Here is a 16,663-nt window from a genome sequence, read left to right as displayed (position 1 = left end):
TTCACTGTGAGCAAGTATGATAAAAGTCATACCCTGCAGCTTGAGTCAAGCGCCCATGAAAAAGACACTGTACATCCCGGATGAGCTGTGGCAGCAGCTTGATCAATACCTCCAAACTCACCCCGAAGAAAATGCCTCTAGCCTCGTCCAGAGCGCCCTCAGAGATAAGTTACGTCCCCGGAATGGTCAGGATTTGCTAGATTTAGCAGGCCTAGTTCGTAATGCCCCTGTAGATGCTTCGACGAATCCCTTGGAGCGTTGATGGAACGACTGGTACTCGATGCAGGCCCTCTGATTGCCCTCGTTTCTCGCCAGGATCGATATCATGAGCTAGCTCAGTCCGGCTTTACCCAAATCCCAAAAGCTTTTGGAGAGATCATTACCCCTTTACCGATTGTTTTTGAGGTTTACAAATTTGTTTCACGCCGTGAGTCAATTCAAGCGGCTCAATTCCTTTTGACAACTTTGCAGACAAATACAGTCATTCAGACTATTTCTCCAACGGATTTTCAAGAGATTTACGAACTCAGCATTCGTTCACCCCAATGGCGAGGCAGTTTAGAAGATGCTTCTGTGCTGGTTGTAGCAAAACAAATGCAAGCAAAGGTTTGGACAATTGATTACAGAGACCTCGGCTTCTTTGAAGATATTGGTTTTTGGCATCCCTGAAAAAAGATTGCATCATAAAATCCCCCACAAAATTATTACTCTACGAGAATGTCGTGGGGGAAGTGCATTAAGATGCGCTATTCAGCTTGGCGTCAGGCTTCGACTTTAATGTTGACCTTCGTTTCTTTGTCCGCAGCTTCTTGGTAGAGCTTAAACCCAGACACAAGATCCTTTTCTCCGGTGATCAGACGGGCACCCCGACCTCTGGTGAAATAGTTCCAACCCCACTGGAGCATCACCACCATCTTGTTATCAAACTCGATCAGGTAATACACGTGGGCGAAGATCCAAATTAACCAGGCTAAGAACCCAGAGAATTTCACAAAACCGAGATCCACAACGGCGGCATTTTGCCCAATGACAGCTAGGCTACCCAATTCCATATAACGAAAAGGCGCCATCTCCTGACCATTGACCCGTTGTTTGATCAGTTTTGCCACATATTCCCCTTCTTGCATCGCCACCGGCGCCACCCCAGGTAGAGGCCGTTCATTTTGGTGGGGGAAGTTGGCCAAGTCCCCAATCACAAAGACATCAGGGTAGCCCGCAACGCTTAGGTTCGGCTCGACGATGACCCGACCAGCTCGGTCTAGGGTCGCGCTTAAACGGTCTTCGAGGACTTTACTCATGCCAGACGCTTTCACCCCAGCGGCCCAGACAATGGTTTTCGCGGCGATTTCGCACTGGTCATCGCCCTGCTTAAAGGTGACAAGGTGGTCTTCGATATTCGTCACGAGGCTCTTGGTTTGTACCTGAACTCCTAAGTTTTCCAGGGATTTTTGCGCTTTCGCCGACAAACTTGGATCGTAGGGGGGCAAGACCCGATCCATCCCTTCTAGGAGAATAATCCGGGCGCGGGTGGTATCAATTTTGCGGAAATCTTTTTTCAGAACGCTGTAGGCAATTTCGGCGATCGCCCCGGCCAATTCTACCCCCGTCGGGCCACCGCCCACGATCACAAAGGTCAACCATGCCTGTTGGAGTGCCGGATCTGTTTCCTTTTCCGCCGCTTCAAAGGCCATAAAAATGCGGTGGCGAATTTCGAGGGCATCTTCAACGGTTTTTAGGCCCGGTGCGTAGGGTTTCCAATGGTCATTCCCAAAATAGTGGTGGCTGACCCCCGTGGCAACGATCAAACTGTCATAGTTGACGATCCCTTCGTTCATTACCACCGTTTTGCTGTCGGGATCAATATCAACGACTTCATCAAGGAGCACATGGGTGTTTTTGTTGCCGCTGAGGACACCGCGCAGGGGCGAAGCAATATCCGCCGGGGAAAGGGTCCCCGTTGCCACTTGGTACAGCAGCGGTTGGAACAGGTGGAAGTTCCGTTTGTCGATCAGGGTGACATCCACGGCAGCCTCATATTTACCGAGGGTTTTCGCGGCATAAAGACCACCAAAACCGCCACCGATAATCACCACTTTATGCTTGTCTGTCTGGGGGGTGAGATTGGGGAGTTGGGTATTGACCATGGGTTCGCTGGGGTTGGGGAAAATATAAACTTTTATTTCAATCGGCCTGTGTTAGGTAAGAATACTAACAGAAATCTACCCAAAGAGATAAAAGGTGAGATTTCAATGGTGCTATTGCTCGAAAAAATAGGGCGGAGACGGTTAATTTAATGCAGCGTTTGGTGGTTTCTGAGGCGCAATTTACTGATCTTTCTAGGGTTAATTTAACGACAGAACAACGGCATTATCTGCTAAGTGTGCTACGGTTGCGGGCGGGCGATCGCCTGATTGTGTTAAATGGTTTGGGCCAAGCTTGGCTTGGTGAATTGACGGAGACTGAGGAAATTCAATTAATCGAATCCCAGCACCTCCAAACAGAATGCCCGATTCCAGTGAAATTAGTGGCCGCCCTGCCGAAAAATGGCTTCGATGAAGTGGTGCGGTGCTGTACAGAATTAGGCGTGACGCAGATTTATCCGGTGATTTCTGAGCGGACAATTTTAAAACCGAGTGAAAATAAGTTAAAACGCTGGCGTAAAATTGCCACCGAAGCCGCAGAACAATCGGAACGGGCAATTGTGCCGAAAATTGAAACACCACAACCTTTTTTGCAGCTTTTAGAAACCCTTTCCCCAGAGCAAACCTATCTCTGTGGCGCACGGGAAAAGTCATTGCATCTGCTTGATGCGTTACCCAAAACGCTGCCCCCAGAAATTACGGTACTGATCGGGCCGGAGGGGGGCTGGACAGAAACGGAAATCCAACAGGCGATCGCCAAAGGTATGCCAGTCGTCTCCTTGGGAAATTCGATTCTGCGGGCGGTGACGGCTTCGATCACGGCGATCGCCTTAGTGAATAGTCACTGTCGTCCAGGAAATTAACTGGATTTAACTTTGGGAATCCCGCCGGGATTTTTCGATGGCGATCAAGGTTTTGCGGAGGGACTCAATTTCCCCCTGGAGCTGACTCGTATAAGTCGCGTTACTCTGGGCTGCTGTGAGGAGTGCCGCCGCCTGGAACGCCGTATCGGGGGTAATATTCCCCTTATAGGTCATCATGATGCGTTGATAATGTTCGCCAAGGTCATCGTGCATGATGCTCATAAAATCAGCGAATTCACTCATTTTCCCGCTTCTCCAAGCCGTTAGGGGGTTTTAGTTACCTTACATGGCCATGGTAGCGGAGATGCAAGGCGATCGCCGGAGAAATTTACCGAATGTATTTTTTTTCGTCCGCCCTCAGGCCACAATAGGGAAGATTTTTCACCGTTGGAATTTTCCCAGTTTAATGAGCAACTCCATTAACCCCATCGTTTGGCAAGAAGACTGCGTCCTCCTCGTGGATCAAACCCTGCTCCCCCTCGCCTATAAAGTCGTCGAAATTAAAACCTACCAGGCCATGGCTGAGGCGATCCGCACGATGATTGTCCGGGGAGCACCTGCCATCGGGGTTTCGGCGGCCTATGGTCTATACCTGGGGGCAAAGGAGATCCAAACCACAGACCGCACCATTTTTCTGGAAAAACTAGAGGCAATCGCCGCAACCCTCCGGCAAACCAGACCCACCGCAGTCAATCTCTTTTGGGCCATTGATCGGGTGATGGCAACGGTGCAAGGGGCGACTGGTAATATTCCTGAGTTGCAAAATTTAATTCTCAATACCGCCAAGGCGATCCACAATGAAGACCTCGCCACCTGCCAGGCGATCGGTGATCAGGGGTTGGCGGTTCTTCCCGAAACCCCCGAAAAATTAACGATCCTCACCCATTGTAATGCGGGTGGTTTAGCCACGGCGGGTTATGGCACAGCTTTGGGCGTGATTCGTTCAGCTTGGCGGGAAAATCGTTTAGGGATGGTCTATGCTGACGAAACTCGACCCCGGCTCCAGGGTTCCAAGCTCACCACCTGGGAATGTGTTCAGGAAGGGATTCCCGTGACGCAAATTTGTGACAACATGGCCGCCCACTGTATGCAGCAGGGTCGCATCGATGCAGTGGTGGTCGGGGCCGACCGGATTACAGCTAATGGCGATGCGGCGAATAAAATTGGCACCTACAGTTTGGCGATCGTCGCGAAGGCCCACAATGTTCCTTTTTTCGTGGCGGCTCCTTTATCGACGGTGGATTTTTCCCTCAGTGACGGTAAACAAATTCCCATTGAGGAGCGCGATCCTAAGGAAGTTTATCAAATTGGTGACACGCGCATTTGCCCGGAAGGGGTGCAATTTTATAATCCGGCTTTTGACGTGACCCCGGCCCATCTAATCACGGCGATCATTACAGAAAAAGGGGCCGTGGCTCCCGACCAGTTGATTCATCTCAAGGGCTAGAAACCGCCCCCTCTATCCCCTCCCAAGCGGTGAAGATTCAAAATAGCTGGGTCAAAATGGGCAGTAAGCCCAACACACTAAAGCCCAGCAAAAAATACAAACTTTGTTGTCCCGTTTGGCGATCGCCAAAGGAGCGGGCATAGATTCCTTTGACCGCATTGTTACTCGCCGTCGCAATCAAAATCGAAATACTGGCTAGGGATAAAGACAAAGACTGGCCCGCCGATTGGGTCAAGCTCAGAATAAAGGGATCTACGTCGGTGATCCCCATAATCGCCGCAAAGGAATACACACCGCGATCGCCTAAATAATCAACAATGTACCGGGTCAAGAGGGAGATCACCACAAAGAGCAGCGCAAAACTAAAGGCCGCCTTTAATTCCAAGGGGTTACCCTGGGGATGTGTTGCGGCGATCGCCTGGGGATCAGTCCCATTTTTTTTCCGGAGGGCGATCGCCAAGCCTCCCACAACCCCTACCAGCCCTAACAGGAAAAACGAACCCATCAGCCGTTCCGACAAAGCCCCATTAAACAATTCCAATAGCAAAATTAAGCGCCAATACATCATCCCCGAAGCCATCACCATGCCTCCCACATACCGCTGGGAATTTGCAGGATCGACGCTAGAACGTTTCGCCAGGGCGACGGTGGTCACGGTCGAAGAATAGGCTCCCCCCAAAAGAGCCGCCAGGGGAATGCTGCCTTGACCCTTAATGAGCCTTTGGAGCAGAAAGCTGCCGTAGGAAACGGTACTCACAGCCACCACCACCAGCCAAGTTTTAAAGGGGTTGAGATCAAAGGTAGTCAGGGCTTGATTGGGCAAAATGGGCAAAATAACGATGGTCAGCAGCAGAAATTTGGTGAAGGTGAAAATATCCTCCTCAGAAAACCGCTCAGCCAATCCTTCGAGAAAAGTCTTCAGTTCCAACAAAATCAAACTGGCGATCGCCAAGGAAGACGCCACCCAAAAATGCCCGTGGTAGACCAGCGCCCCCAGAATATAGGTCGCCAAACCCGCCATCTCCGAAGTAAGACCAACCCGTGACGTTTCCGCCTTGTGCCAGTAGGAAATCATCATAAAGCCACCAATTACCGCCAAACCGCCGATCACTGCCAGCATTTGGGTTTGGGCCAAAAAAGCGACACTATAACCAATCAGACCAATGAGCGGATAGGTGCGCACGCCCCCAAAGGCATAGCCCTTATTGAGTTTGTGTTCCTCCCGTTCAAGGCCAATGAGAAACGACAAAAATAAAACAACCAGAAGCTTATAGGCATCTGCTGGGACGAGGCTGAGGAGTTGGGAGCCCATTACCAAAAATGTGTTGCGATTTTACGATAGCGATATTTGCCGCTCTGCACCCAATGACAAAAAAATGATTGTGCTTGGGGCCGAACGCGATGTACTCACCTTACCAGCAGCCGAGGTAGTAAACATCTTCGTAGTGTTCGGTGCAACCTTCACTGCCAATATTATTCAAAATATTCATGCTGGTGTTGTGGAGCATTGAACTGACATAGGATTGCTGTTCGGCGGAAACCGTAACGCCTCCACTCGCCATTAGCTGGGCTTGGTATTGCTGGAGGTAGGCAATTAAAACATTCACCATCACCCCCGAATAGGGCCAGGGGGTAATCGCCGCTTCGATAGTGTTTGGGTCAACGGCGATCGCCTGATTATTTTGCATTCTGTAGGTGGCAGTGGGGGTCAGGGCATAGAGAATTTTTGGGCCATTATTGGCGTTGGCCTGGGCGAAAAAAACCGTCACCTGACTCGGTGAAAAATAACTGATCCGCCCTTGGGCATCCAGATAAATTAAACCCTGATCATCGGAAAAAGGGCCGATAATCCCAGTATTGGGAGGTACAGGAGGAAAGCCGAGCTGTTGGGCTACAAAGACGGCATTGGCAGCCCCTTGGAACTGAATTCCTACTGGATTAGCTTGGGCTGGTGCACAGATCATTTGCCCCATGAGACAGCCAAGGCCCACACTGGCACTCAGATAACGACGCAAAACCTGGAACATCACAGCTTTCTCCCTCAGTAATACTTGATTTCAAACAATCACAACAGCATTGGGGGCACTTTTCAGGATTTTTCCGCCGCCCGAAAATCTGCTCCATTAGTATAGTGAGCTTTTCCCAGAAGCCTTTTAGATTGCAACAAAAGACAAAATTTTCACCGACAGCCCAGGACAAATTCGGTAGCGATCTGACGGCCTCAGAGAATGAACTGCATAGGTTCTGGGGGGCCGCCACTACAACCCCGTGGAGGTTAGTCCCTAATCTCTCAATTTATTCTCCTTTGCAATGGAGCAAAACCATGAAATCAACACAAGGTATTGGCGTACAGTTGTTGGATGGTCTGTCTTTGGGGTTGATGGTGCTGTTGTCTGGTGTCCCAGCGGCGATCGCCACCCCCACAGAAATGACCTGTCCAGAGGGATGGCGTCTCCATACCCAAGAACTCAATCCCCAGATCCGTGTCTGTTTACCCAAAAATATCCACCTCCCAACGCTCGCGGATCTCAGCCGACAACCGGCCCAGGTGCAGGTGCAACAACTGCGAATTATCCAAACTGGCGCTCAGATCGATCCGAGCCACCCCAAGGAATCCCACATTCAAAGTTCGAGCCGTGCCTCAATCCAGGTTTACCAACATACCAGCCAGTAACAATTTGGCGAGTTGTCGGGGGTTGATATTGTGCCAGAGTCAGCAAGCTCTGGTTTTTTGTTGGCGAAAGTGACTGGGGAGATTTTTTCTGAATCTAGATATTCCTTGGAGTGGCAAGAGTATTCAGGCCGTTGGCAGCCGATTTTTTTAAAAAGTTTTTTAAAAATTGACCGCAATTAACAAAAGAGGTTTTCTGGGCTGGTTAAAGTAGGGAATCAAGCAAGATTTTTGCCATAATTTTAAGGCAAGCTTGCGTTTATCTTTGCGCCTCCAGTCTCCTCACACCCATGCTAAATCAATCTTTTCGTCAGTGGAGCCTCTACACGACTTTCCTTATCCTCGGGGGAAGCCTGGGGTTTTTGGGCCATGCCTATTGGTTCCAAAGACAGCTAAATGCATCTTTGCAGGCCTATGGTGAGTTTCGTCAATATGAGCAATCCCTGGCTGCGCTGGATCTCAACCAAGACTCGGTAAATTTTATTGCTGAAGCGGTCAAAACCGTTGGGCCGACCGTCGTGCGCATTGATGCCCTAGATCAGACGGAGGCATCGGCATCGCCCACACCGTTATTTAAGAAGTTTTTTCAATTAGAAGAGGGCTTTCCCACCTTTGACGGCGATCGCCAACCCCAGGGCACGGGCTCCGGTTTTATTCTCAGTAGTGATGGCCAACTGGTGACCAATGCCCATGTGGTGGGAAATAGCTCTAAGGTAAAGGTGACTCTCAAAGATGGCCAGGTCTTTGAAGGACAAGTGATGGGTGTTGATGAGCTAACGGATATTGCCGTGATTAAAATCGACGCCACGGGGTTACCTACCGCAACATTAGGAAATGCGGCGAGTCTGACCCCAGGGGAATGGGCGATCGCCATTGGTAATCCCCTCGGTTTTGACAACAGTGTCACCGTCGGCATTATCAGTGCCCTCGACCGTCCCAGTGCCCAGGTCGGCATTCCGGACAAACGGGTACGTTTTATCCAAACCGATGCCGCCATTAACCCTGGTAATTCCGGTGGCCCCCTCCTCAATGTGCGGGGGGAAGTGATTGGCTTAAATACAGCGATTCGCGCCGATGGCCAAGGTCTGGGATTTGCCATTCCCATCGAAACCGCCCAACGCATTGCCCAACAACTCTTTACGGAGGGGAAAGCGACCCACCCTTACCTGGGGATTCGAATGCTGGCATTGGACGGAGAAGGGAAAAATCGATTGCGGGAAACCCTGCCTGCCATGGCCCAGACGCTTGATTTAAATCAGGAAACAGGGGTGTTGGTGATTGAGGTTGCCCCAGATTCTCCGGCGGCGATCGCCAATATCCAGGTGGGAGATATCCTCAAGCAGGTGGGGGATCAACCCGTCCTGACCGCCTTTGATGTCCAGGATGTCGTAGAACGGAGTAGCATCGGTGCTGATTTACCCATTGATCTCAAGCGCCGGGGCAAAATGCGGCAGTTAACCGTCCAGCCCACGGAGTTTCCGAGTTAGGCCAGGGTTATGGATCAATGGTGGGCCTTAATGATTGGCAACTCCCGGCTCCATTGGGCGACATTTACGGGGGATACCTTGCAAACGGTACACCACACAGCCCATGGCACTTGTCCCCCTGCCGTTAAGCAGTTGCGCTATGTGGCCTCGGTCGTCCCCCAACAAAGCACTTGGATACAGGCTCATTTTCCCACCGCCAAGCCCATTACCTTGGCCGATATTCCCCTCGAAAATCTCTATCCCCAATTGGGGATTGATCGCGCCCTAGCAGTTTTAGGAGCCGGACAACGGTATGGCTTTCCCTGTTTAGTGGTTGATGGGGGGACGGCCTTAACCTTTTCGGCGGCCAACGGCGATCGCCAATGGATCGGTGGTGCGATTCTACCGGGTTTAAACCTCCAGTTTCAAAGCCTCACCCAGCACACTGCCGCCTTACCCAAAGTTCATTTACCGACGCAATTGCCCCCCCGTTGGGCCAATGATCCCGCCGGGGCGATCGCCAGTGGCATTACCTACACAGTCCTCGCTGGGGTCAAAGATTTTATCCGCGCTTGGCAAGGCGAATTTCCCCAGGGTCAGATCTTCAGCACCGGGGGGGATGGGGCGTGGCTGGCCCAACAGTTACCTGTTTTGCATTACGATCCGGGGCTTATTTTCCACGGATTTGCGGCCTTGAGACGTAATCGCTGATCCTAACGGAGTTGGTAAACCTTGCCATCGAGCAGTAGGCGGGTAATGCCTTTGGCTGCGAGACAACCGCTCGTTTTGAGGAAAAGGTCGCCATTGGGAATTTTGATGATTTTTTGGGTGCGCCCCCGGATAAACCGCTTGGCGACACGGTGGTTATCAAAAATGGGGAGGGTTTTTTGGCTGATTTCTTCGTCGGGAATTTCCCCTAAATCCTGAAAATCCTGCATTGGCCGGGCGATCAACTCCGACAAACGATCCGTCACCACATAACAATTGCGGGGGAACTGAGCCGCTTCGAGGGGCAAAATTTCCACCGTTTCTGAGTGGGCGACCGGGGTCACATCAAATTCTTCATCGTCGTCGTCATCATCATCAAATTCCTCATCGTCGTCATCATCATCAAATTCATCGTCATCACCGATGTCTTCCCCCAATAATTCCTTGAGGGCCTGTTGGCGATCGCCCAACTGAATTTCCTGGGCTAGAGCGAGTAAATCCGGATTAATTTCGATCTCCTCAAAGGTTGCAGCTTCTGGTTCAGGCTCAGAATCCTCTAGGGCCACTGTCGTCGTCGCATCGGCAGTATCAAGCTCTGGGATTGCCTCTGGCTCTGGGTCACGGGATTTACGTCTGGTGCGCCGCCGTTCCGTTTTGGGTGGCGTGTCCTCGGCTGTATCGGTGGATTCTGGAGCTGTCTCAACCCGTTTAACTAGCTTTGGTTTTTCCACGGTTTTAGCCGTCGATGGCTCCGGTTCGGGGATTGATTTTGTCCCACGGTTGCCACGACCCAGGCGTTTGCGTTGGATCAATTCCTCATATTCACTGGCACTGAGACGACTCTTAAGAAAGCGACTAATGGTAGAGCTGCTCACGCCATAGCGGGACGCCAAAGTAGAAGTCGTTTCTGCCGTTTCACGGTAGGCAACGAGTAATTCTTCTTTGTCATGGTCGGTTAGTTTGCGGGGACTCATAGCGTCGATACAAAATGCAGATAAAGGTGAGCAGCCTGGGTCAAAGCGTGCCAGCACATTAGTTTAACCTGTGTGCTCTATTAGTGTATCCCTTCAAGGAACCAGCGGTTGCGGGATACACAGAATTTCTCCAGAAATTCCTGCAATTATCGCGGTGTCGGGAATTGTAATTGGTTTTTCCTTAGGGGGATGTTTCTGTGGAATCTTCTGGTACCACTGTAGGGCCAGTAGGAGGGATTTTTTCGCGGACAATTAGGGCCTGGAGCACATCATGAACGACGGGAGCGGCGACAGTCCCCCCAAAGGAATTGGGCTCTGTGGGTTCATCGGCAGCGGCAAAGACCACATAGCGGGGATTATCGATGGGGAAGATACTGACGAAGCTTGTGATGTAGGCTCCCGGAATATATTGGCCGTTGCGCGCTTTTTGGGCCGTGCCTGTTTTCCCACCAATCCGATAGCCGGCAATTTTTGATTTTTCGCCACTGCCATCGTCCACAACAGTTTCCATCATGTCGAGTACAGTTCTCGCCACCGCCGGGGAAAAAATTTGTGGGTTCTCCGAGGCTGTCGTTGTTGCCGCAAGCTGCTGGGCACTGTTGGGGATTTCTGCTTTGGGAGTGACGGTTTGGGGTTCTCCTTGGCTGTTGAATAGTCCCCGCACCAGATGGGGTTCGACGAGGGTACCGCCATTGGCGATCGCCCCGTGGAGTTGCACCAGCTTGATGGGCGTCACAGTTAACCCTTGGCCAAAGGAATTCACGGCTGCTTCGACGGGGCTAGCGGTAAATTTTTCGCGACTCTTGAGGGTGCCTGTCACTTCCCCCGGTAGATCAATGCCTGTGGGCTTGGTGAGTCTCAAGCTTTGCAGTCGGTCATAATAATCATCCCGGGACAGATTTTGCATCAACTGAATCATCCCCACATTACTAGAAACCCGCAAAATCCCCGCCACATCAATCACACCGTTTCCGGCACCGTTGTAGTTTTTCATCCGGTGGGGGCCAACCTGAATTGATCCCGGATCATTCACTGACGTGTTGGGGGTAATCACCCCGGCATCGAGGGCGAGGGCGACATTGATCGGTTTAAAGGTAGACCCCGGTTCATAGAGATCTGTGACTGCCCAATTTTTAAAAACACCATAATTTTCAGGCTGAACTTGGGCGTAATTGTTGGGATCGTAGTTGGGTTCTGTCACCAGACTCAGCAGTTCCCCAGACTGGGCATCCATGACAATGACAACACCCCGTTTCGCTTTGTAGGCAGCCATCTGTTTTTGCAGGGCTTGGCGGGCGGCCTTTTGGAGGGGGAGATCGAGGGACAGTTCCAATTCCCAGTCATCATATTTCATCGCCTCTGCCTGGAGGTTCCCCGGCAGGATCGCCCCATTGCCATTGCGCCGGAGACTCAGGGAAATGGGCTCCCGTTGGATTAAGCTTTCCTGGGCAAGTTCAATGCCAGCCCGGCCCAGGTGGTCGTCTTTTTGGACATAGCCGGTAATTTCTGCGGTTGCGTCCCCCTGGGGATAGAACCGACCGTATCGTTCCACCAGTTCCAGGCCATCAATACGTAATTGGCGAATGGCGCTGACCTTGGTGGCGTCGAGGCTGGCCCGCAACAAGATCCCGCTTTTTTGGCGGCGTAAGGTGGTCTCTAGGTCTGCGGGGGAAACATCCCCCAAAATAGGAGCGAGATAATGGGCAACGGCCTTCGGGAGGTCTGTGGGGGCGATCGCCTCCGGGAGATTGTCTACTAGCTCCTGGGGAAGTCGGAAACCGACGGGGTGGGCGTAGAGGGTATGGGAAATGCGGTCTAGGGCCAGGATATTCCCTTCGCGGTCAACGATGGTGCGTCGGGGAATATAGGGACGGAGGGTAATCTGATGCTGGGACTGGGCGATCGCCCCTAGCTTGTCGTAGTCAATGATCTGTAGGTAGAACACCCGGACAGCCAAAGCCAATAACCCCACCACAAAAATGCCCCAGATGAGGAATAAACGCCGTTGGAGCAGCTTCGGTGCGGGCGGCCGAGACCGGATGGCTTGTTGCTTGCGCCGATACAGTTGCCGTCGTTGTTGGTGGGAGTGGGGGGAAGGCATGGTCATCGGTTTGACCCCTGATTGCTAAGGGCAAATCTGCTCAACACTCTACCAAGAAACCAATGATTAATAGCCAATGGGAGATTGTTCGCGGACGTGGGGGAGAGTATCTTGGGGCGCGGCGGGGAGAGAGACCTGGGTAGGCGTTTTGACATAAACGCTGTGGGCTGGGGTTGGCGCCACAAGTCCTGCGGTCGGTTGCTCTGCCTGGTGTTGGAAAAACTCTCCCAGGCTGGCACTGGTGGCGATGAGATCTGCCTCGTAATCTTGGAGTTGGAGGAGGTGACTAAACGCTTCACTCCAGCCCTTTTGGTAATAGGCTTTTCCGGCATATAAACCCATGGCCGTTGTCACGGCGGCGATCGCCACCCATTGGGTCACCTGCTTACTGATTCGGAGCGTTTGTACCAAAGGGGTTGTAGAGGGCTGTTCTGGCCGCGCTGGCAAGCTGCGAACCTTGGACTCTACCACTTTGAGGGGTCTGGATTTTTGCGGACGGGAGGGGGAAACCTGCCAGGGTCGAGGTGCAACTGCCATATCTACTTTCTATCGCCTCACACAAAAGATGTTGTCATTATGGGGTATTGTAGTCGCGCCTTGATCGATTTTCCCGTGTTTTTTTCGATTTTTACTAATTTTTCAAAAAAGCAATATTGATGTACTTTTCTTTCTAAGAAAAATATAAAGAAAAATATCAATGGGCAAAAAAAGTTCCCTGATTTTTATGATTTTTATGAAGTGGTTATGGCGAACAATCGGTGGCGATCGCCTATGGTAGTTCCCCTTGTGGAGCGGGCTTTAGGCGGTTTTGCCAAGTTTGGCCCTGGGCGCGGATGGCCTGCAATTCATCTGGGGAGAGCCGTTCTAAATTTTTGAGGATTAAATTCATCCGACCTTGGCTGCGGAGTTGACCTTGGTGACGGTCGAGGAAGTGCCAGTAGAGGGTATTGAAAGGACAGGCATTTTCTCCGTGGCGATCGCCTTTGTGGTAGCGACAGTCGCGGCAGTAATCACTCATTTTATTGATGTAGTTGGCCGAGGCAGCGTAGGGCTTACTGGCAAGGATTCCCCCGTCAGCAAACTGCCCCATGCCGATGACATTGGTTTGCATTACCCAATCGTAGGCATCGATAAACGCGGCGTGAAACCAAGCTTCTAGGGCCTGAGGCTTGACCCCCAAGATCAAGGCAAAATTGCTGAGGATCATCAAGCGTTGGATATGGTGGGCATAGCCCGTTTGTTCTACTTGTTGTAAGACTTGTTTGAGGCAGTTGAGATCGGTTTTGCGGCTGTCCCAATAAAAATCGGGCAGGGGCTGTTGGTGGTTGAAATGGTTTTTCTGGGCATAATCAGCGCCCACGTAATGGTAAAGACCATGGAGATATTCCCGCCAGCCCAAAATTTGCCGGATAAAACCTTCGAGATTATTGAGGGCGATCGCCTTTTGTTCTCGGATTGCCTCTGCTTTTTTGATCAATTCCCAGGGATGCAACAGACCCAGATTGAGATAGGGCGAAATCAGACCATGCCAGAGGGTATATTCCCCCGTGACCATCGCATCTTGGAAGGTGCCAAATTTTTCTAAGCCCGTAGCGAGGAAATGCTCAAAGACCTGGAGGGCTTGGGTGCGGGTCACGGCCCAACGGAAAAGTTCAAGCTGCCCGTAGGTGACAAGACCTAAAGCTTTAACCCGGTTGATCACGGCTTGGGTCAGCTCATCGGGCGCAAAGGTTAGCGGTTGGGGAGGATTGAGGTCTTTCTTGGGCGGTTTGCGGTTGTCTTTATCAAAGTTCCACTGACCCCCAAGGGGTTGCTGTGCTTCATCGAGCAGGATCTTAAACCGTTTGCGACCCGCCCGATAAAAGTCTTCGAGGACGAGGCGTTTACGATTCTTGGCCCAGTTGTGAAATTCTGCCCGCGACCACAGGAAGTGATTATTAGGAATGAACTTGAGGGAACAGGGGAGATCTAAGGTCTGGATAAAAGTTTCAAAGGGGCGATCGCTCGGCTGCATCACCCACAATTCCGTGATCCCCGCAGTGGCAATCCAGTCGGTTAGGGCACTTTGAAAATCAGCGGCGATCGCATAATGCACAGACCAGCCGGCCTGTTCTAACTCCTGGGCAAAGTGACGCATGGCCGACCAAACCAGCACCAACTTTTGACCGTGGTAGGGCCGTTGGCGGGCATAGTCTGCCGCTTCGATCAACAGAACCGGCGTTGTTGAGCGTTGGTCTTCCCGTTGTTGGAGGGCGGCCTGGGTGGCCCACAGTTGATCCCCCAGTACCCAAATCCCGACGGTCATGGGTTTTTCTCTCCCGAAAAATGCTGTTGGAGAGTCTAACACAAGCTTTTTTGCGGCGACGGCAGCTTAATTCCAAGACAATTAAATTTCTATGAACCTGTTAGCGATCACCCGAAAAACCCTTTAACGTGAAAAGGAATCTCGTGAATTGAAGGTATTTTTATGTCCGGCGAAGAACTTTTAACCCTGGCGACCCTCCTTAGCCCTGGCTTGGCCCTGTCGTTTATCGTGATGATTTGTTTTGCAAAGGGAGGTTAACTCTGAATTGTTTTTTCGGTGGCTTTGATCAAGGTCTCCTGGAGTAGGGGCGAAAGATCTTTATTTAAACGGCCCACCCGGATAAATTCGGCATAGGTGTCCGCCTCGATATCCAGGAGGGTATCGCGCAACTGCTTCATATCCAGTTCTTGCAGTTGGGGATGGCTACTTTTGAGTTTTTCGATTTTTTCTTCGATGGTTTCTAATTCCCCTTCGACGAGATCCCGTTCATAGCGGTAGAATTCCTCGTCCACATCGGCAGCGAGGTTTAACTGGTCGAGGTAATTTAACACTCGTTTGAGGGCGACACGACGGGCAAGATACTCGGAATATTTCTGACGAATCGGTTGATCACCAATTAAATCGAGTTTTTCTAGAACCCACTGGGTTGTCAAGCCCTGTACCAGGAGGGTGAATAGCACCACCCCAAAAATGATGTTGATGATTTCTTGGCGATCGCCGAGCACTACAGGCACGCTCAAGGCCACGGCAATGGAAACTGATCCCCGCAGACCGCCCCACCACAGCACCGTTTGTTCAGAAAAGCTCAGGGGATTATTACTAAATTGATTGGAGAGCCAACCCAAACCATAGACGGAAATGGCTCGCGTCACCAACACAGCGGCGATCGCCACAAAAATTGCATCTAAGCTTTCCCCCAGGGTGCCAAAATTGACCTGATCACCAATCAGCAGAAATACAATCGAATTCACAAAAAACGCGAGAAATTCCCAGAATTCCGAAACAACTAGGCGGGTACGGGGATTCATGCCAATATTCGAACCAAAATTCCCCAAAATCATCCCCACAGTCACCACCGCAATCACCCCAGAACCGCCCAACTCCTCCGTCAAAAGGTAAGTACCATAGGCCGATACCAGGGTTAAAGATTGCTCCACGAGGGGAATATCGAAGCGTTGGGTTAAGAAAGAAATGCCAAAACCAATCAAACAACCGAAGCCGACACCAATGCCCACAAAGACCAGGAAAGTTGCCACCGTCGCCGACATCGAAAAAGTCTGGGTACCGAGGGGAATTCCCACCAGCAACAGAAACGCTACGACTGCGACTCCATCGTTAAAGAGGCTTTCCCCTTCCATCACCATCGTGAGTTTTTTACTGGCCCCCAACTCCCGGAATAAAGCCACCACCGACACCGGATCCGTCGCCGAGAGGGCCGCCCCCGCTAACAAGGCAGAACTCAGGGCCAAGCTCGTCCACTGACTGAGGGCAAAGCCAATCCCAAAGATGGCGATCGCCACCCCAGCCAAGGCAAACAACGCAATCGGTAACCATTGTTTCTGGAGTTCGCGCCAACGAATATTCCAAGCAGCTTCAAACAAGAGCGGTGGGAGGAAAATTTCAAGGATTAGCTCCGGCGAAAGATTCACTAAACGCACATTAATAAAAGCCAAACCCAGCCCCACAATCACCAACAAGAGGGTATAGGGGATTTGGCGCAACCAACTAAAAATCCGTGAAAAGGTTGCAACGGTTAGGGAGATCGATAAAACCAACACAAACTGTTGCAAGTTTGTTGAAATCGCCGCTTCTGCAAGTTCTGCTAAAACAATCATGACCAAAGGCATGTCTAGATAATCTCTACAGATGCTAACAGGCATTGACCTCTGTCATCAGAAATATCAAGAGTCTTTAAATTTTTGAAGGCGATCATTAGCCCAGAACATCTTGTATTTCAAAGGTATATTGCATGGAAAAGCATTTAATT

Annotated in this window: 16 protein-coding genes; 7 read left to right on the top strand and 9 right to left on the bottom strand. The window is 51.1% G+C overall.

Annotated elements, in window-relative coordinates; genetic code table 11:
• Positions 1 to 55 precede the first annotated feature (55 nt).
• Positions 56 to 262, top strand: a complete 207-nt coding sequence (locus AACQ84_RS11630; protein ID WP_030007371.1) for a hypothetical protein — start codon at positions 56 to 58, stop codon at positions 260 to 262.
• On the top strand, positions 262 to 669 hold the full coding sequence (locus AACQ84_RS11625) for a type II toxin-antitoxin system VapC family toxin (RefSeq protein WP_012307908.1): 408 nt from the start codon (positions 262 to 264) through the stop codon (positions 667 to 669). Before AACQ84_RS11630 ends, AACQ84_RS11625 begins: the two co-directional genes overlap by 1 nt.
• A gap of 92 nt (positions 670 to 761) precedes the next feature.
• Here the strand turns inward: AACQ84_RS11625 and AACQ84_RS11620 are convergent, their stop codons facing one another.
• Positions 762 to 2,144 (bottom strand): NAD(P)/FAD-dependent oxidoreductase, encoded by a 1,383-nt coding sequence (locus tag AACQ84_RS11620; RefSeq protein WP_012307907.1) that lies wholly within the window; start codon positions 2,142 to 2,144, stop codon positions 762 to 764.
• Positions 2,145 to 2,293: 149 nt separating this feature from the next.
• Between AACQ84_RS11620 and AACQ84_RS11615 the strand changes: the two genes are divergently transcribed.
• Positions 2,294 to 3,004: a 16S rRNA (uracil(1498)-N(3))-methyltransferase gene (locus AACQ84_RS11615; RefSeq protein WP_012307906.1), complete on the top strand. Its 711-nt coding sequence runs from the start codon at positions 2,294 to 2,296 to the stop codon at positions 3,002 to 3,004.
• Positions 3,005 to 3,010: 6 nt separating this feature from the next.
• On the opposite strand, the gene AACQ84_RS11610 is transcribed toward AACQ84_RS11615, so the two are convergent.
• Positions 3,011 to 3,247: a hypothetical protein gene (locus AACQ84_RS11610; protein WP_012307905.1), complete on the bottom strand. Its 237-nt coding sequence runs from the start codon at positions 3,245 to 3,247 to the stop codon at positions 3,011 to 3,013.
• A gap of 163 nt (positions 3,248 to 3,410) precedes the next feature.
• On the opposite strand from AACQ84_RS11610, the gene mtnA reads away from it, so the two are divergent.
• Positions 3,411 to 4,451 (top strand): S-methyl-5-thioribose-1-phosphate isomerase, encoded by a 1,041-nt coding sequence (gene mtnA / locus AACQ84_RS11605; protein WP_041443958.1) that lies wholly within the window; start codon positions 3,411 to 3,413, stop codon positions 4,449 to 4,451.
• 37 nt (positions 4,452 to 4,488) lie between these two features.
• On the opposite strand, the gene AACQ84_RS11600 is transcribed toward mtnA, so the two are convergent.
• Positions 4,489 to 5,763: an MgtC/SapB family protein gene (locus AACQ84_RS11600; protein ID WP_012307903.1), complete on the bottom strand. Its 1,275-nt coding sequence runs from the start codon at positions 5,761 to 5,763 to the stop codon at positions 4,489 to 4,491.
• A 100-nt stretch (positions 5,764 to 5,863) separates the two neighbouring features.
• Entirely contained in the window at positions 5,864 to 6,478 is a 615-nt protein-coding gene (locus AACQ84_RS11595; RefSeq protein WP_012307902.1) for a hypothetical protein, read from the bottom strand.
• 296 nt (positions 6,479 to 6,774) lie between these two features.
• Here AACQ84_RS11595 and AACQ84_RS11590 point away from each other — a divergent pair, with 296 nt between their 5' ends.
• The 3 genes from AACQ84_RS11590 to AACQ84_RS11580 all read left to right on the top strand — a co-directional run bounded on the left by AACQ84_RS11590 (position 6,775) and on the right by AACQ84_RS11580 (position 9,299).
• Positions 6,775 to 7,125, top strand: coding sequence for a hypothetical protein (locus AACQ84_RS11590; protein ID WP_041443605.1), 351 nt, complete (start codon positions 6,775 to 6,777; stop codon positions 7,123 to 7,125).
• Positions 7,126 to 7,412: 287 nt separating this feature from the next.
• On the top strand, positions 7,413 to 8,609 hold the full coding sequence (locus AACQ84_RS11585; protein WP_012307899.1) for an HhoA/HhoB/HtrA family serine endopeptidase: 1,197 nt from the start codon (positions 7,413 to 7,415) through the stop codon (positions 8,607 to 8,609).
• 9 nt (positions 8,610 to 8,618) lie between these two features.
• Positions 8,619 to 9,299 carry a pantothenate kinase gene (locus tag AACQ84_RS11580; RefSeq protein WP_071819472.1) on the top strand — a complete coding sequence of 227 codons (681 nt, stop codon included), beginning with the start codon at positions 8,619 to 8,621 and terminating at the stop codon, positions 9,297 to 9,299.
• Positions 9,300 to 9,301: 2 nt separating this feature from the next.
• Here the strand turns inward: AACQ84_RS11580 and AACQ84_RS11575 are convergent, their stop codons facing one another.
• From AACQ84_RS11575 to AACQ84_RS11555, 5 genes are all read right to left on the bottom strand, one after another.
• Positions 9,302 to 10,270: a hypothetical protein gene (locus tag AACQ84_RS11575; RefSeq protein WP_041443604.1), complete on the bottom strand. Its 969-nt coding sequence runs from the start codon at positions 10,268 to 10,270 to the stop codon at positions 9,302 to 9,304.
• 181 nt (positions 10,271 to 10,451) lie between these two features.
• Positions 10,452 to 12,377 carry a peptidoglycan D,D-transpeptidase FtsI family protein gene (locus AACQ84_RS11570; protein WP_012307896.1) on the bottom strand — a complete coding sequence of 642 codons (1,926 nt, stop codon included), beginning with the start codon at positions 12,375 to 12,377 and terminating at the stop codon, positions 10,452 to 10,454.
• 60 nt (positions 12,378 to 12,437) lie between these two features.
• The gene (locus tag AACQ84_RS11565) at positions 12,438 to 12,908 is read right to left on the bottom strand and encodes a hypothetical protein (protein ID WP_012307895.1); all 471 of its coding nucleotides are present in this window, start codon (positions 12,906 to 12,908) and stop codon (positions 12,438 to 12,440) included.
• A 232-nt stretch (positions 12,909 to 13,140) separates the two neighbouring features.
• Entirely contained in the window at positions 13,141 to 14,676 is a 1,536-nt protein-coding gene (locus AACQ84_RS11560; RefSeq protein ID WP_012307894.1) for a cryptochrome/photolyase family protein, read from the bottom strand.
• 254 nt (positions 14,677 to 14,930) lie between these two features.
• Positions 14,931 to 16,511, bottom strand: coding sequence for a Na+/H+ antiporter (locus tag AACQ84_RS11555; RefSeq protein ID WP_041443956.1), 1,581 nt, complete (start codon positions 16,509 to 16,511; stop codon positions 14,931 to 14,933).
• Between the last annotated feature and the right edge of the window lie 152 nt (positions 16,512 to 16,663).

This window comes from Picosynechococcus sp. PCC 7002 (assembly GCF_963860125.1).
In the GTDB taxonomy this organism is placed as follows: domain Bacteria; phylum Cyanobacteriota; class Cyanobacteriia; order Cyanobacteriales; family MRBY01; genus MRBY01.
This window is presented reverse-complemented; position numbering and strand designations above follow the sequence as displayed.

Coding starts and splice junctions, on each gene's coding strand:
- AACQ84_RS11630 (WP_030007371.1), top strand. CDS start 56: ATGAAAAAGACACTGTACATCCCGGATGAGCTGTGGCAGCAGCTTGAT.
- AACQ84_RS11625 (WP_012307908.1), top strand. CDS start 262: ATGGAACGACTGGTACTCGATGCAGGCCCTCTGATTGCCCTCGTTTCT.
- AACQ84_RS11620 (WP_012307907.1), bottom strand. CDS start 2,144: ATGGTCAATACCCAACTCCCCAATCTCACCCCCCAGACAGACAAGCAT.
- AACQ84_RS11615 (WP_012307906.1), top strand. CDS start 2,294: ATGCAGCGTTTGGTGGTTTCTGAGGCGCAATTTACTGATCTTTCTAGG.
- AACQ84_RS11610 (WP_012307905.1), bottom strand. CDS start 3,247: ATGAGTGAATTCGCTGATTTTATGAGCATCATGCACGATGACCTTGGC.
- mtnA (WP_041443958.1), top strand. CDS start 3,411: ATGAGCAACTCCATTAACCCCATCGTTTGGCAAGAAGACTGCGTCCTC.
- AACQ84_RS11600 (WP_012307903.1), bottom strand. CDS start 5,763: ATGGGCTCCCAACTCCTCAGCCTCGTCCCAGCAGATGCCTATAAGCTT.
- AACQ84_RS11595 (WP_012307902.1), bottom strand. CDS start 6,478: ATGTTCCAGGTTTTGCGTCGTTATCTGAGTGCCAGTGTGGGCCTTGGC.
- AACQ84_RS11590 (WP_041443605.1), top strand. CDS start 6,775: ATGAAATCAACACAAGGTATTGGCGTACAGTTGTTGGATGGTCTGTCT.
- AACQ84_RS11585 (WP_012307899.1), top strand. CDS start 7,413: ATGCTAAATCAATCTTTTCGTCAGTGGAGCCTCTACACGACTTTCCTT.
- AACQ84_RS11580 (WP_071819472.1), top strand. CDS start 8,619: ATGGATCAATGGTGGGCCTTAATGATTGGCAACTCCCGGCTCCATTGG.
- AACQ84_RS11575 (WP_041443604.1), bottom strand. CDS start 10,270: ATGAGTCCCCGCAAACTAACCGACCATGACAAAGAAGAATTACTCGTT.
- AACQ84_RS11570 (WP_012307896.1), bottom strand. CDS start 12,377: ATGACCATGCCTTCCCCCCACTCCCACCAACAACGACGGCAACTGTAT.
- AACQ84_RS11565 (WP_012307895.1), bottom strand. CDS start 12,908: ATGGCAGTTGCACCTCGACCCTGGCAGGTTTCCCCCTCCCGTCCGCAA.
- AACQ84_RS11560 (WP_012307894.1), bottom strand. CDS start 14,676: ATGACCGTCGGGATTTGGGTACTGGGGGATCAACTGTGGGCCACCCAG.
- AACQ84_RS11555 (WP_041443956.1), bottom strand. CDS start 16,511: ATGATTGTTTTAGCAGAACTTGCAGAAGCGGCGATTTCAACAAACTTG.